The 13,258-nt window shown below is 59.4% G+C and carries 14 protein-coding genes and 1 other annotated feature; of the genes, 12 read left to right on the forward strand and 2 right to left on the reverse strand.

The window, feature by feature from the left end; translation table 11 throughout:
* Positions 1-64: 64 nt before the first annotated feature.
* Together acrR and CLM71_RS05165 are read left to right on the forward strand one after the other, a co-directional pair.
* Positions 65-727, forward strand: a complete 663-nt coding sequence (gene acrR / locus CLM71_RS05160; RefSeq protein WP_105230051.1) for a multidrug efflux transporter transcriptional repressor AcrR — start codon at positions 65-67, stop codon at positions 725-727.
* 36 nt (positions 728-763) lie between these two features.
* Positions 764-1,117, forward strand: coding sequence for a DsrE/DsrF/TusD sulfur relay family protein (locus tag CLM71_RS05165; RefSeq protein ID WP_105230052.1), 354 nt, complete (start codon positions 764-766; stop codon positions 1,115-1,117).
* Between the two features lie 14 nt (positions 1,118-1,131).
* Here CLM71_RS05165 and rsmS read toward each other — a convergent pair whose 3' ends face one another.
* Both rsmS and priC read right to left on the reverse strand, forming a co-directional pair.
* Positions 1,132-1,308, reverse strand: a complete 177-nt coding sequence (rsmS, locus tag CLM71_RS05170) for a pleiotropic regulatory protein RsmS (protein ID WP_105230053.1) — start codon at positions 1,306-1,308, stop codon at positions 1,132-1,134.
* A gap of 151 nt (positions 1,309-1,459) precedes the next feature.
* Positions 1,460-1,996, reverse strand: coding sequence for a primosomal replication protein PriC (gene priC / locus CLM71_RS05175; protein ID WP_105230054.1), 537 nt, complete (start codon positions 1,994-1,996; stop codon positions 1,460-1,462).
* A 130-nt stretch (positions 1,997-2,126) separates the two neighbouring features.
* Here priC and CLM71_RS05180 point away from each other — a divergent pair, with 130 nt between their 5' ends.
* From CLM71_RS05180 to CLM71_RS05225, 10 genes are all read left to right on the forward strand, one after another.
* On the forward strand, positions 2,127-2,507 hold the full coding sequence (locus CLM71_RS05180; RefSeq protein WP_105230055.1) for a DUF454 family protein: 381 nt from the start codon (positions 2,127-2,129) through the stop codon (positions 2,505-2,507).
* Between the two features lie 209 nt (positions 2,508-2,716).
* Positions 2,717-3,268: an adenine phosphoribosyltransferase gene (gene apt / locus CLM71_RS05185; RefSeq protein ID WP_105230056.1), complete on the forward strand. Its 552-nt coding sequence runs from the start codon at positions 2,717-2,719 to the stop codon at positions 3,266-3,268.
* Between the two features lie 147 nt (positions 3,269-3,415).
* Positions 3,416-5,365 (forward strand): DNA polymerase III subunit gamma/tau, encoded by a 1,950-nt coding sequence (gene dnaX, locus CLM71_RS05190; RefSeq protein ID WP_105230057.1) that lies wholly within the window; start codon positions 3,416-3,418, stop codon positions 5,363-5,365.
* Positions 4,698-4,762, forward strand: a sequence feature (DnaX frameshifting element). (Overlaps the previous gene by 65 nt.)
* A gap of 42 nt (positions 5,366-5,407) precedes the next feature.
* Positions 5,408-5,737: a YbaB/EbfC family nucleoid-associated protein gene (locus CLM71_RS05195; RefSeq protein WP_105230058.1), complete on the forward strand. Its 330-nt coding sequence runs from the start codon at positions 5,408-5,410 to the stop codon at positions 5,735-5,737.
* Positions 5,737-6,342: a recombination mediator RecR gene (gene recR, locus CLM71_RS05200; RefSeq protein ID WP_015671237.1), complete on the forward strand. Its 606-nt coding sequence runs from the start codon at positions 5,737-5,739 to the stop codon at positions 6,340-6,342. The genes CLM71_RS05195 and recR overlap by 1 nt, the downstream gene beginning before the upstream one ends.
* A gap of 142 nt (positions 6,343-6,484) precedes the next feature.
* The gene (htpG, locus tag CLM71_RS05205; RefSeq protein ID WP_172606307.1) at positions 6,485-8,350 is read left to right on the forward strand and encodes a molecular chaperone HtpG; all 1,866 of its coding nucleotides are present in this window, start codon (positions 6,485-6,487) and stop codon (positions 8,348-8,350) included.
* A 311-nt stretch (positions 8,351-8,661) separates the two neighbouring features.
* Positions 8,662-9,306 (forward strand): adenylate kinase, encoded by a 645-nt coding sequence (gene adk / locus CLM71_RS05210; protein WP_105230060.1) that lies wholly within the window; start codon positions 8,662-8,664, stop codon positions 9,304-9,306.
* Between the two features lie 163 nt (positions 9,307-9,469).
* Entirely contained in the window at positions 9,470-10,603 is a 1,134-nt protein-coding gene (locus CLM71_RS05215) for a sugar diacid recognition domain-containing protein (RefSeq protein WP_105230061.1), read from the forward strand.
* 119 nt (positions 10,604-10,722) lie between these two features.
* Positions 10,723-11,988, forward strand: coding sequence for a GntP family permease (locus tag CLM71_RS05220; RefSeq protein WP_105230062.1), 1,266 nt, complete (start codon positions 10,723-10,725; stop codon positions 11,986-11,988).
* Between the two features lie 10 nt (positions 11,989-11,998).
* Positions 11,999-13,147 (forward strand): glycerate kinase, encoded by a 1,149-nt coding sequence (locus tag CLM71_RS05225; protein WP_105230063.1) that lies wholly within the window; start codon positions 11,999-12,001, stop codon positions 13,145-13,147.
* Positions 13,148-13,258 lie beyond the last annotated feature (111 nt).

A 13,258-nucleotide genomic window follows, 5' to 3' on the forward strand; every position in this document is an offset into this window, starting at 1 on the left:
TGCGTGCTATGGTACATACATTCGCAAATGTATGTAAATCACGCTCCCCCGAAAAAACAATGCCATGGCACGAAAAACCAAACAGCAGGCGCAAGAAACCCGACAACAGATTCTCGACGCTGCGGTGCGAGAATTTTCCGAGCGCGGCGTTTCCGCCACGTCGCTCACAGATATTGCAACGGCAGCCGGGGTGACGCGCGGTGCGATTTACTGGCATTTCAAGAATAAGGTAGACCTGTTTAACGAAGTTTGGGAATTATCAGAGTCGAAAATAGGCGACCTTGAAATAGAGTATCAGGCAAAGTTTCCTGATAATCCACTGAGGATTTTACGTGAAATCCTCATTTATGTCCTGACGGCGACGGTGGACGACGTACGCCGCCGCGCTCTGATGGAGATTCTCTTTCATAAATGTGAGTTTGTCGGCGAAATGATGCAGCTGCATGACATTCACAAAGTTTTATACCTCGAAAGTTACGATCATATTGAAAGCGTGCTGCGCAGCAGCATGCGCTGCGGTCAGCTGCCGGCCGATCTGCATACCCGGCGCGCGGCGGTTATTTTACGCGCTTACGTCACCGGTTTGATGGAAAACTGGCTGTTTATGCCGGAAACCTTCGATCTGAAGGGGGAGGCGGCGGCGCTGGTCGATGCGTTTATCGAAATGGTGCAGTATTGTCCGACGCTGCGCGTCAAACCGTCCGATTGTGCGGCGCTGACTTCCTGAATATACGCCGGGCCGAGCCTGGGTTAAGGAGAAGTGATGTCATCTATCGTGTTGGTCGCCAGCGGCGCAGCCTATGGCCAGGAATCCCTGTTTAACGCGTTACGTCTGGCGATCGCGCTGAAAGAACAGCAGAGCGCGCTGGAGCTGAAGATTTTTCTGATGTCCGATGCGGTGGTGGCCGGCATTGCCGGGCAGCAGCCGCATGAGGGCTATCATTTGCAGCAGATGCTGGAAATTCTGACGGCGCAGCAGGTGCCGATCAAACTGTGCAAGACCTGCGCCGATGCGCGCGGCGTCAGCCGCTTGACGCTGACCGACGGCGTGGAGATTGGCACGCTGGTGGAACTGGCGCAGTGGACGCTGGCGGCAGAGAAGGTGCTGACGTTTTAAGCGGCGTTGTCGCCTCAGCTTTCCGGCAGATAAGGCGAGGTGACGCCGGTGCGCTGCAGTTTTTCCTGATAGTCCCGTTTAACAATATCCAGCGCCGCCAGCGCGGTGGCTGGATCGATCTCGTTACACTCCAGCAGGTAAATCAGGTCTACCGCCAGCTGTAATTCCGGTGAAGCATTTTCTAGGGACATAAATCCAACGTTTAATTCAATGAGTAAATATATCCGGCATGGTCGTGCCTAATATGTCGGAAAATAACGGGAAGCTACCCGTGAGCAAGCATTGAGTATAGTGAAGGACGGCCGCCGCCGGGCATTTTCCTTCAAATATTGTGACAAATCTTCAAAAACCGTTTTCTTTACGCTCAATGCCGCGCTCGATGCGCGTCAGCGCTTGACGACAGCGCATCAGGCGTCCCTCCAGCGCCGCCACTTCCTGCTGCAGCTTGCGCTGCGCCGCCAGCGTGGTCTGAGCGCCGAGTAAACTTTCCCGGTCCTGAATCATGGCGATCAGCCGACGTTCATAATCCTGATGTTCCGCCAGCTTGTGATACAGATCTTCCTCTTTTGCCGCTTTGGGCTGGTTTTTACGCCGCAGCGCCTGCGTCGCCAGTTCGCGTTGCAGCGCGGCGATCTGTGCCACCAGCTTTTCCGCCAGAAACGCCACCTGCGGCGTACGGCTTTCACTGACCGCGGTTTGCAGTTGCGCAAAGTTGTGCTGAATCTGCGCCAGATAGTCGCGCAGCCGCGTGCCTTGGTGGCTGAACAGCGCACTGTCGAAGCGGGCCTGCGGGATCGGCGCGTCGCCGTGCGGCGAAACCTCGCCGGCCAGTTGGGCGATCTGCTGTTCCAGAACCTGTATCAGTCGGTGTGTGCTCACGGTGGTGTGTCCTAACGGGCGTTATCGGGTTAGCCGCTATAGTACCCGAAAGCGGCGGCGGCAGGGGAATGTTACCTCGCCGGCCCGGAGCGGTGGTAAAGTGGAGGCTGCATGGCGAAGGGGGAAAATGATGGCGCGTTGGCTGTTGATTGTGGTCGGTTGGCTGGCGGTGGTACTGGCGACGCTCGGTGTGGTGTTGCCGCTGCTGCCGACGACACCGTTTTTACTGCTGGCGGCCTGGTGTTTTGCGCGATCCTCACCGCGGTTTCACCACTGGCTGCTGTATCGCTCCTGGTGCGGCGGCTATCTGCGCCACTGGCAGCAGCATAAGGCGCTGCCGCCCGGCGCCAAATGGAAGGGGATGCTGCTGAGCGTGCTGACCTTCGCCGTATCGATCTGGCTGGTGAATATCGGCTGGCTGCGACTTCTGCTGTTGCTGATGTTGATCGCGCTGCTGATTTTTATGTGGCGTCTGCCGGTTGTTGATCTGCCACAAGAAAAACGGCGCTGAACGCCGATTATGATGGGCAGAACGGACGGGCAAGGGCAGACCGAAAGCAAGGGACGGTTGCATTTGTGCGTCAGTTTGCATAAATTTGAGCGTTTTCGTGCGCGGGTTACCTCCTTATTTTACTTTTTCCAGGGCATCTTCCCTTAGAGGCGCTCCGGATTTCAGGCGTCCCGCGTTCCAGTTTTAAGCAGTTTTATCAGGCAATAATTATGACCGCTACTGCGCAGCAGCTTCAGTTTATTAAAGACAGTATCAAAACCATTCCGGATTACCCGAAGCCGGGCATACTGTTCCGTGACGTCACCAGCCTGCTGGAGAATCCACTGGCTTATGCTTCCAGCATCGAACTGCTGGTCGAGCGTTATCGCGATGCAGGCATCACCAAAGTGGTTGGTACCGAAGCGCGTGGTTTCCTGTTTGGCGCGCCGGTGGCGCTGGCGTTGGGCGTGGGCTTTGTGCCGGTACGTAAACCGGGCAAACTGCCGCGTGCCACGCTGAGTGAAAGCTATGAGCTGGAGTATGGCACCGACCAACTGGAAATTCACACCGACGCCATCGAAGCCGGCGACGTCGTGCTGGTGGTGGACGATCTGCTGGCGACCGGCGGCACCATCGAGGCCACCGCCAAGCTGATCCGCCGCCTGGGCGGCGAAGTCAAAGATGCGGCGTTTATCATCAATCTGCCGGATCTCGGCGGCGAAGCGCGGCTGAACAAGCTGGGCATCGACTGCTACTGCCTGGTGAATTTCGCCGGCCACTGATTGACGGCGGTTACCCGCCCGGCATGTTTCTCGCCGTTGTTGGCTGATGCACGGCGGCTTGAAGATGCAATGCGTATATCGGCCTCGCGGATTGACGCGGGGCTGTGTTAGCATGACCCTCCAGATTACTCGACTTCTCCGGTATTAATGAGCTATCAGGTTCTCGCCCGTAAGTGGCGCCCTCAAACGTTTGCAGATGTTGTCGGACAAGAACATGTCCTGACGGCGCTGGCTAACGGCCTCTCGCTGGGGCGGATTCATCACGCCTATCTGTTCTCAGGCACGCGCGGCGTGGGTAAAACCACCATCGCCCGCCTGCTGGCCAAAGGCCTGAACTGTGAAACCGGCATCACCGCCACGCCGTGCGGTCAATGCGATAACTGCCGCGAGATTGAGCAGGGGCGTTTTGTCGACCTGATTGAAATCGACGCCGCCTCGCGCACCAAAGTGGAAGACACCCGCGATCTGCTGGATAACGTGCAGTACGCGCCGGCGCGCGGCCGCTTCAAGGTCTATCTGATCGATGAAGTGCATATGCTGTCGCGTCATAGCTTCAACGCGTTGCTGAAAACGCTGGAAGAGCCACCGGAGCACGTCAAATTCCTGCTGGCGACCACCGATCCGCAGAAATTGCCGGTGACCATTCTGTCACGCTGCCTGCAATTCCATCTGAAAGCCCTGGACGTTGAACAGATCCGCAATCAGCTGGAGACGGTGCTGCAGGCCGAGAGCATCACCAGCGACGCGCGTGCGCTGCAATTGCTGGCGCGCGCCGCCGACGGCAGCATGCGTGACGCCCTGAGCCTGACCGATCAGGCGATCGCCATGGGGCAGGGGCAGGTTACCGCCGCCACCGTCAGCCAGATGCTCGGCACGCTGGACGACGAGCAGCCGCTGGCGATCCTTGAAGCGTTGGTGACCGCCGACGGTGAAAAGGTGATGGCGCAGGTAGCGCAGGCCGCTTCGCGCGGCGTCGACTGGGAAAACCTGCTGGTGGAGACGCTGGCGCTGCTGCACCGGATTGCCATGGTGCAACTGCTGCCATCGGTGCTGGATAACCATTACGCGGCGATTGAGCAGCGGCTGCGCGAGCTGGCCCGCACGTTGCCGCCGACTGACGTACAGCTGTATTACCAAACGCTGCTGATTGGCCGTAAAGAACTGGCCTACGCGCCGGATCGCCGTATGGGCGTCGAAATGACGCTGTTGCGCGCGCTGGCGTTTCATCCCAAGGCATTGATTCCGGAGCCGGTCGCCAGTGCGCCGGTGGCCGTTCAGGCACCGCAAGCGCCACAAGCACCGCAGGTGCAGCACATGCAAGATGCGCCGCCGCCGTTGGGCAGCAGCGCACCGCCGCAACGCGCGGCGGCAACATCATTACCGGATGCCACCGCGCAGTTATTGAAAGCGCGCACCCAGTTGCAGCGGCAACAGGGGGCATCCACCGCAAAAAAGAGTGAGCCGGCGGCGCCAGGAAGAGCGCGGCCGGCAAACTCAGCGCTGGAGCGATTAGCTTCCGTGACTGAGCGCAGCCAGCAGCGTCAGGCGGAAAAGATCGTGCAGCAGAAACCGGCCAAGCCGGAAGCTTACCGCTGGCGTGCGCAAACCGAGCCGGAAGCCGCGCCTGAGCCGGTCGCCACGCCGAAGGCGCTGCGCACCGCGCTGGAACATGAAAAAACGCCCGAACTGTCGGCTAAACTGGTGGCAGAGTCGATTGAACGCGACGCCTGGGCGGCGGAAATCGATAAGCTTAACATTCCCAAACTGGTGCAGCAGCTGGCGTTAAACGCCTTTAAAGAGCAGCAGGCACCCGGAAAAATTTGTCTTCACCTGCGGCCGACGCAGCGCCATCTGAATTCGCCTTCGGCGCAGAAGGCGCTCAGCGAGGCGCTCAGCGAGCTGCACGGCGGCCCGGTTGAGCTGACGGTGGTGGAAGACGAAAACCCGGCGGAGCGTACTCCGCTGGAATGGCGGCAAGCCATTTATGAAGAAAAACTGGCGCAGGCGCGTCAGTCTATCGTTGCGGATACCAACATTCAGACGCTGCGTCGGTTCTTCGATGCGGATTTGGATGAAGAGAGTATTCGCCCCCTTTAATCGCTGCGCACCCTGCGCGGCCCATTGCTACGAGAGACGACTATGTTTGGTAAAGGCGGTCTGGGCAACATGATGAAGCAAGCCCAGCAAATGCAGGAAAAAATGCAGCAGATGCAGGAAGAAATCGCCAAATTGGAAGTAACTGGCGAATCCGGCGCTGGTCTGGTGAAAGTGACGATTAACGGGGCGCACAACTGCCGCCGCGTGGAGATCGATCCAAGCCTGATGGAAGACGACAAAGAGATGCTGGAAGATTTGATCGCCGCTGCGTTCAATGACGCCGCGCGTCGCATCGAAGAAACGCAGAAAGAGAAAATGGCGTCGGTCTCCAGCGGCATGCAACTGCCGCCTGGCTTTAAGATGCCATTCTGATGCAAACCAGTCCGCTGCTGGAGTCATTGATGGAGGCGCTGCGCTGCCTGCCGGGCGTAGGCCCGAAATCGGCGCAGCGTATGGCGTTCCAACTGTTGCAACGGGATCGCAGCGGCGGTATGCGTTTGGCGCAGGCGTTGACCCGCGCCATGTCGGAAATCGGCCACTGCGCCGATTGCCGCACCTTTACCGAGCAAGATGTCTGCACCATCTGCGCCAATCCGCGCCGCCAGCAAAACGGCCAGATCTGCGTGGTGGAGAGCCCGGCGGATATCCACGCCATTGAGCAGACCGGCCAGTTTGCCGGCCGCTACTTTGTGCTGATGGGGCATCTGTCGCCGCTGGACGGCATCGGCCCGGCCGATATCGGCCTCGACCGGCTGGAGCAGCGGCTTGAGCAGGAGGAGATCGCCGAGGTGATCCTGGCGACCAACCCGACGGTCGAAGGGGAAGCCACCGCCAACTACATCGCAGAGATGTGCGGTCAGTACGGCGTGCTGGCCAGCCGCATCGCCCACGGGGTGCCGGTTGGCGGCGAGCTGGAAATGGTCGACGGCACCACGCTGTCGCATTCGCTGGCCGGGCGTCACGCTATCAAATTCTGACGTTTGCCGTTAACGGGATGCGCGACGCATCCCGTTTCTGCATAAAAACTTCCTCCCAGCCGCTTGAAAAACCACGCGCTTATCCCCATCTGATACTCATTGTTCGTTTTGGTACCAATTGTCTTTGAGGTAATCGATGAGTATGAAAGGCCAAGAAACCCGCGGATTTCAGTCTGAAGTCAAACAGCTGCTGCATTTGATGATTCATTCGCTGTATTCCAACAAAGAAATTTTTCTGCGCGAGCTGATTTCCAACGCTTCCGACGCCGCGGATAAACTGCGTTTCCGCGCGCTTTCCGCGCCGGAACTTTACGCGGGCGACGGCGACCTGCGCGTTCGTCTGTCTTTCGACAAAGACCAGCGTACGCTGACCATCTCTGATAACGGCATCGGCATGAGCCGCGACGAGGTTATTGAGAACCTCGGCACCATCGCCAAATCCGGCACCAAGGCGTTTCTGGAGTCCATCGGCTCCGATCAGGCGAAAGACAGCCAGCTGATCGGCCAGTTCGGCGTGGGCTTCTACTCGGCGTTTATCGTCGCCGATAAAGTCACCGTGCGCACCCGCGCCGCAGGCGCCGCCGCCGATGAGGGCGTGTTCTGGGAGTCGGTCGGCGAAGGCGATTACACCATTGCCGATGTCACTAAAGAAGATCGCGGTACCGAAATCACCCTGCATCTGCGTGAAGGTGAAGATGAGTATCTCGACGCCTGGCGTCTGCGTTCGGTGATCGGCAAATACTCTGACCATATCGCGCTGCCGGTTGAGATTGAAACCAAGAACGAAGAAGACGATACCGTCACCTGGGAGAAGGTCAACAAGGCCCAGGCGCTGTGGACCCGCAGCAAGTCGGACGTGACCGACGACGAATACAAAGAGTTCTATAAGCACATCGCCCATGACTTCAGCGATCCGCTGAGCTGGAGCCACAACCGGGTGGAAGGCAAGCAGGAGTACACCAGCCTGCTGTATATCCCGGCGCAGGCACCGTGGGATATGTGGAACCGCGACCATAAGCACGGGCTGAAGCTGTACGTGCAGCGCGTGTTCATCATGGACGATGCCGAGCAGTTTATGCCGAACTATCTGCGCTTTGTGCGCGGCCTGATCGACTCCAACGATCTGCCGCTCAACGTCTCGCGTGAAATTCTGCAGGACAGCCGCGTAACCCAGAACCTGCGCAGCGCGCTGACCAAACGCGTGCTGCAGATGCTGGAAAAACTGGCGAAAGACGACGCAGAAGCCTATCAGAAGTTCTGGCAGCAGTTCGGGTTGGTGCTGAAAGAAGGCCCGGCGGAAGATGCCAACAACAAAGACGCCGTCGCCAAGCTGCTGCGCTTTGCCTCTACCCACGGCGACAGCTCGGCGCAAACCGTGTCGCTGGAAGAGTACATCAGCCGCATGGGCGAAGGGCAGGATAAGATCTACTACATCACCGCCGACAGCTATGCCGCTGCCAACAGCAGCCCGCATCTGGAACTGTTCCGCAAGAAAGGCATCGAGGTGCTGCTGCTGTCTGACCGCATCGACGAATGGATGATGAGCTACCTGACCGAATTTGACGGCAAGGTGTTCCAGTCGGTCAGCAAGGCGGATGAAGCGCTGGAAAAACTGGCGGATGAAACCGAAGAGCAGAAAGAAGCGGAAAAACAGCTGGAGCCGTTTATCGATCGTGTGAAAACGCTGCTGGGCGAGCGGGTGAAGGACGTGCGGCTGACGCACCGCCTGACCGATACGCCGGCAATCGTCACCACCGATGCGGATGAAATGAGCACCCAGATGGCGAAACTGTTCGCCGCTGCGGGCCAGCAGGCGCCGGAAGTGAAATATATTTTCGAGCTGAATCCGGAGCATGCCTTGGTCAAACGCGCATCCGATGTGGGCGATAACGAACAATTTGCCGAGTGGATCGATCTGCTGCTGGATCAGGCGCTGTTGGCCGAACGCGGCACGCTGGAAGATCCGAACCTGTTTATCCGCCGGATGAACAAACTGCTGTCAGCATAATTCTGATTTATACCTAAACCTTCCGGGGCCGCGGCGTTATGCGCTGCGGCCCTGTATTTCTGCGGTCTGCTGGCGCTCCGTTCCTGGCATATGACGATCGGTGCGTGGTTTGGCGGAGAATGTAACCCTTTCATTTTTATGCCGTTGGCTGTTTATTGGCCGCAATCGATTTCCTGCTGTGCCTTGAGCCGGCCACCGCTAAAATGGTATGGTTGAGCGTTTTCGCAATTTTAATATAAAAACTTATACCCGATAGATTCCGGCCGCGGGCCTGGGATGCGAAGGGGATACATAGCAAGGGGATTTACGCAATGCGTATCATTCTGCTGGGCGCTCCGGGCGCTGGTAAAGGTACTCAGGCTCAATTCATCATGGAGAAATACGGCATTCCGCAAATCTCCACCGGTGATATGTTGCGCGCAGCCGTGAAGGCTGGCACTGAACTGGGCAAGCAGGCGAAAGAAATTATGGATGCCGGCAAGCTGGTCACCGACGAGTTGGTTATCGCTCTGGTGAAAGAGCGTATCGCCCAGGAAGATTGCCGTAACGGCTTCCTGCTGGACGGTTTCCCACGCACAATCCCGCAGGCTGACGCGATGAAAGAAGCCGGCATCAAGGTGGATTACGTGCTGGAGTTCGACGTGCCGGACGAACTGATCGTTGAGCGCATCGTTGGCCGCCGCGTGCACGCGCCGTCCGGCCGCGTGTATCACGTGAAATTCAACCCGCCGCAGGTGGAAGGCAAAGACGACGTGACCGGTGAAGAGCTGACCACGCGTAAAGATGACCAGGAAGAAACCGTGCGCAAACGTCTGGTGGAATACCATCAGCTGACCGCGCCGCTGGTGTCTTACTACCGTAAAGAAGCCGATGCGGGCAACACCCAGTATCACAAGATTGACGGGACCCGTCAGGTGAGCGAAGTCAGCGCGGAGCTGGCGACCATCCTGAACTGATTCGCCTTTCGTCGATATATAACGCCGGCTGATGTCCGGCGTTTTTTTTTGCCTTTTTTTCTTATGAAATGTGATCCGTCTGGCTTTGTGCTTGAACTGATGTTTAATTCTCCGCGGCGAATAACGTATAACAGCCCACACTTCAGTTTTCAGGAAGAAGCGCATGCTAAGACCGACCAATTTCTTGGAAGAATCCACCGCCCGCCAAATCGTCCAGCGCGCGATGGGCATTATCGCCTACTCGGTGAATGTGATGGACAACAACGGCGTCATTATTGCTTCCGGCGACGCCTCGCGCCTGTTCCAGCGCCATGAAGGAGCGGTGCTGGCGCTGACGGAGAACCGCGTGGTGGAGATTGACGTCGCCACCGCCGCCCACTTAAAAGGCGTGCAGCCGGGGATTAACCTGCCGTTCTGTTTCCGCAATCAGCGGGTGGGGGTGATCGGTATTTCCGGCGATCCGCTGCAGGTGCGCAACTATGCGGAACTGGTCAAAATGGCGGCGGAGCTGATGGTCGAGCAGGCGGCGCTGCTTGACCAGCATCAGTGGGAGAAGCGTTACCGCGAAGAGCTGGCCAACCAGCTGCTGCAGGGGACGGGAGACCGGGCGGCGCTGGAGGCAATGGCCGCTTATCTGGGGTTGGATTTGCTGCTGCCGCGCATCGTGTGGATTATTGAGCTGCACGATCGGCAGCCGCATCTGCTGCGTGAACTGCTTAATGAGCTGGAGAGCGGCCAGCGTGAAGCGCTGATCGCCATGACCGGCCTCAACGAACTGGTGCTGCTGCGCCCCGCCAGCTGGCTGCAGGGAAGCTGGAGCCAAAAGCTGGAGCGTAAGCAGGCACAGGCGCTGCAGGCTCGGCTGCAGCAGCGTTTCAACGTGCGGCTGATCGTTGGCGGTTACTTCGCCGGCGAAGAGGGCGTTTTTCGTTCCGGGCTGACGGCCCGCGCCACCCAGGCGATGGCGCGGCGGCTGAAGCTGCGTCATAAATCGCTGTTCTATGACGACTACCCGCTGCCGTCGCTGCTGTGCGACATGTGCGAAGACTGGCGGGCGCTGGAGCTGAGCAAGCCCTGGCGCATCCTGAGCGAACAGGATGACAAAGGGGTGTTGCGCCACACCCTGCGGCAATATTTTTCGCGGAACTGTGATCAGACGCAGACCGCGTTGCAGCTGCATATCCACGTCAACACGCTGCGCTATCGCCTGCAGCGTATCGAAGCCATTACCGGTTTAAAAATCAACGTATTGACGACAGCGCTGCAGCTCTATATCGGCATGCTGCTCAATGAGTAAATTGTGTAAACCCACAACTAACCGGTGTTCTAACCGCTGATTTTTTGTTGCTTCCTCTCAAGTTAACCGCCCCGGCGCGGCATATGTTGGTCTGACACCAACAACGGGGAATAACAATAATGACAACGGTATCCACATTGGGCGCACTGGTGGCGCTAGTCGTCGCCATCGTCCTGATTCTACGCAAGGTTCCACCCGCATACGGCATGATCGCCGGCGCCTTGGCCGGCGGGCTGTGCGGCGGCGCCGATCTGGTCGAAACCGTCACGCTGATGATCAGCGGCGCGCAGGGCATCACCAACGCGGTGATGCGCATCCTGGCCGCCGGCGTACTGGCGGGGGTGCTGATCGAATCCGGTGCGGCGCACACCATTGCCGAGACCATCGTGCGTAAAGTCGGCGAAACCCGCGCGCTGCTGGCGCTGGCGGTGGCTACACTGATCCTGACGGCGGTCGGGGTATTTATCGATGTGGCGGTGATCACCGTGGCGCCGATCGCACTGTCGATAGCGCATAAGGCCGGGATCTCGCGGGTGGCGATCCTGTTGGCGATGATCGGCGGCGGTAAGGCCGGCAACGTGATGTCGCCGAACCCGAATACCATTGCCGCCGCGGATAATTTTCATCAGCCGCTGACCTCGGTGATGATGGCGGGCATCGTGCCCGGCCTGTGCGGGCTGCTGGTGGCTTATCTGCTTGCCAAACGGCTGAGCAACACCGGCAGCATGGTGATCGCGGAGGAACTGACTTCTCAAAGCGAAGGCGCCCGTCCCGGTTTTTGGGTTGCCATCAGCGCGCCGCTGATCGCCATTTTGTTGCTGTCGCTGCGGCCGATCGCCGGTATCGCCATCGATCCGCTGATTGCCTTGCCGGTAGGGGGATTGGTCGGCGCGCTGCTGATGGGGCGTATCCGCCAGTGCAATCAGTTTATGGTGTCCGGCCTGAGCCGGATGGCGCCGGTGGCGATCATGCTGCTGGGGACGGGCACGCTGGCCGGGATTATCGCCAACTCGCAGCTAAAGGACGTGCTGATTAACACGCTGACGCATACCGGACTGCCGGCCTGGCTGCTGGCGCCGCTGTCAGGGGCGCTGATGTCGATGGCGACCGCCTCGACCACCGCCGGCACCGCCGTCGCTTCCGGCGTTTTCAGCACGACGCTGCTGGAGTTGGGGGTCAGCGGCCTGGCGGGGGCGGCGATGATTCATGCCGGCGCTACCGTGCTGGATCACCTGCCGCACGGCAGTTTTTTCCACGCCACCGGCGGCAGTGTCAATATGTCGGTGCATGAACGCCTGAAGCTGCTGCCGTATGAAACGCTGGTGGGCTTCACCATTGCGGCGGTTTCCGCGCTGATGTTCGGCGTATTTAATCTGGCAGGATAAGGAGTTGACGATGAAAACGCTGAATAAAGTGGTGATAGCGCCGGATTCATTTAAGGAGAGCCTGAGCGCGCTGGAGGTGGCGACGGCGATTGAACGCGGATTCCGCCAGATTTACCCGGATGCCCGCTATGTGAAACTGCCGATGGCCGATGGCGGCGAAGGCACCGTCGACGCCATGGTGGCCGCCACGGACGGGCAAATTGTCAACGTGACCGTCTCCGGGCCGCTGGGCCAGCCGGTTGAGGCGTTCTACGGGCTGCTGGGTGACGGTAAAACGGCGGTGATCGAGATGGCGGCGGCGTCGGGCCTGCATCTGGCGAGCGGCGATCGTCGCGATCCGCGCATTACCACCAGTTTCGGCACCGGAGAGTTGATACTGGCGGCGCTCGATCGCGGCGTCAGCGCCATTATTCTGGGCATCGGCGGCAGCGCCACCAACGACGGCGGCGCGGGCATGATGCAGGCGCTGGGGGTTAAACTGCTGGACCGGCAGGGGCAGCCGCTGCCGGCCGGCGGCGCGGCGCTGGCGGATCTGGCGCAGATCGAACTTGGCGCGCTGGATTCGCGCCTGCGGCGGGTAACGATCACCGTGGCCTGCGACGTGGATAATCCGCTGTGCGGCAAACAGGGCGCGTCGGCGGTGTTTGGCCCGCAAAAAGGCGCGACGCCGCAGATGGTGGATCAACTGGATCGGGCGCTGCGCCACTATGGCGAGCTGTTGGAGCGGGTGACCGGCTGTGGGGTGATTAACGCGCCCGGCGCCGGCGCGGCGGGCGGTATGGGCGCTGCGCTGCTGGGGATGCTCAATGCCGAACTGCGGCCGGGCGTTGAGATCGTGGTGGAAACGCTGCGGCTGGAGGCGGCGCTGCAGGATGCTGACCTGGTGATCACCGGCGAAGGGCGGCTCGACAGCCAGTCGATCCACGGTAAGACGCCGATCGGCGTCGCGCGCGTCGCCAAGCGTCATCAGCGGCCGGTGATCGCCATTGCCGGCAGTCTGACGCGTGATTACCAGGTGGTGCACCAGCACGGCATCGATGCGGCGTTCTCGGTGCTGGACCGGGTGGTGACGCTGGAGGAGGCGCTGACGGACGCGGCGCGCAACCTCGAAGTCACGGCGCGCAACGTCGCTGCGGTATGGCGACTGGCTGAACGGTAATGCCTGTTGCTGATATCGGTTTCAGCCCCCGGCTTTTTCGTTACAATACGGCCTTATTTATTTAAGGCCGCAGCGTATTGGCGACAGGCCGAGCGTAACGGAAATAAGAGG

The organism is Serratia sp. MYb239 (assembly GCF_002966855.1).
Lineage (GTDB): Bacteria > Pseudomonadota > Gammaproteobacteria > Enterobacterales > Enterobacteriaceae > Serratia_B > Serratia_B rhizosphaerae.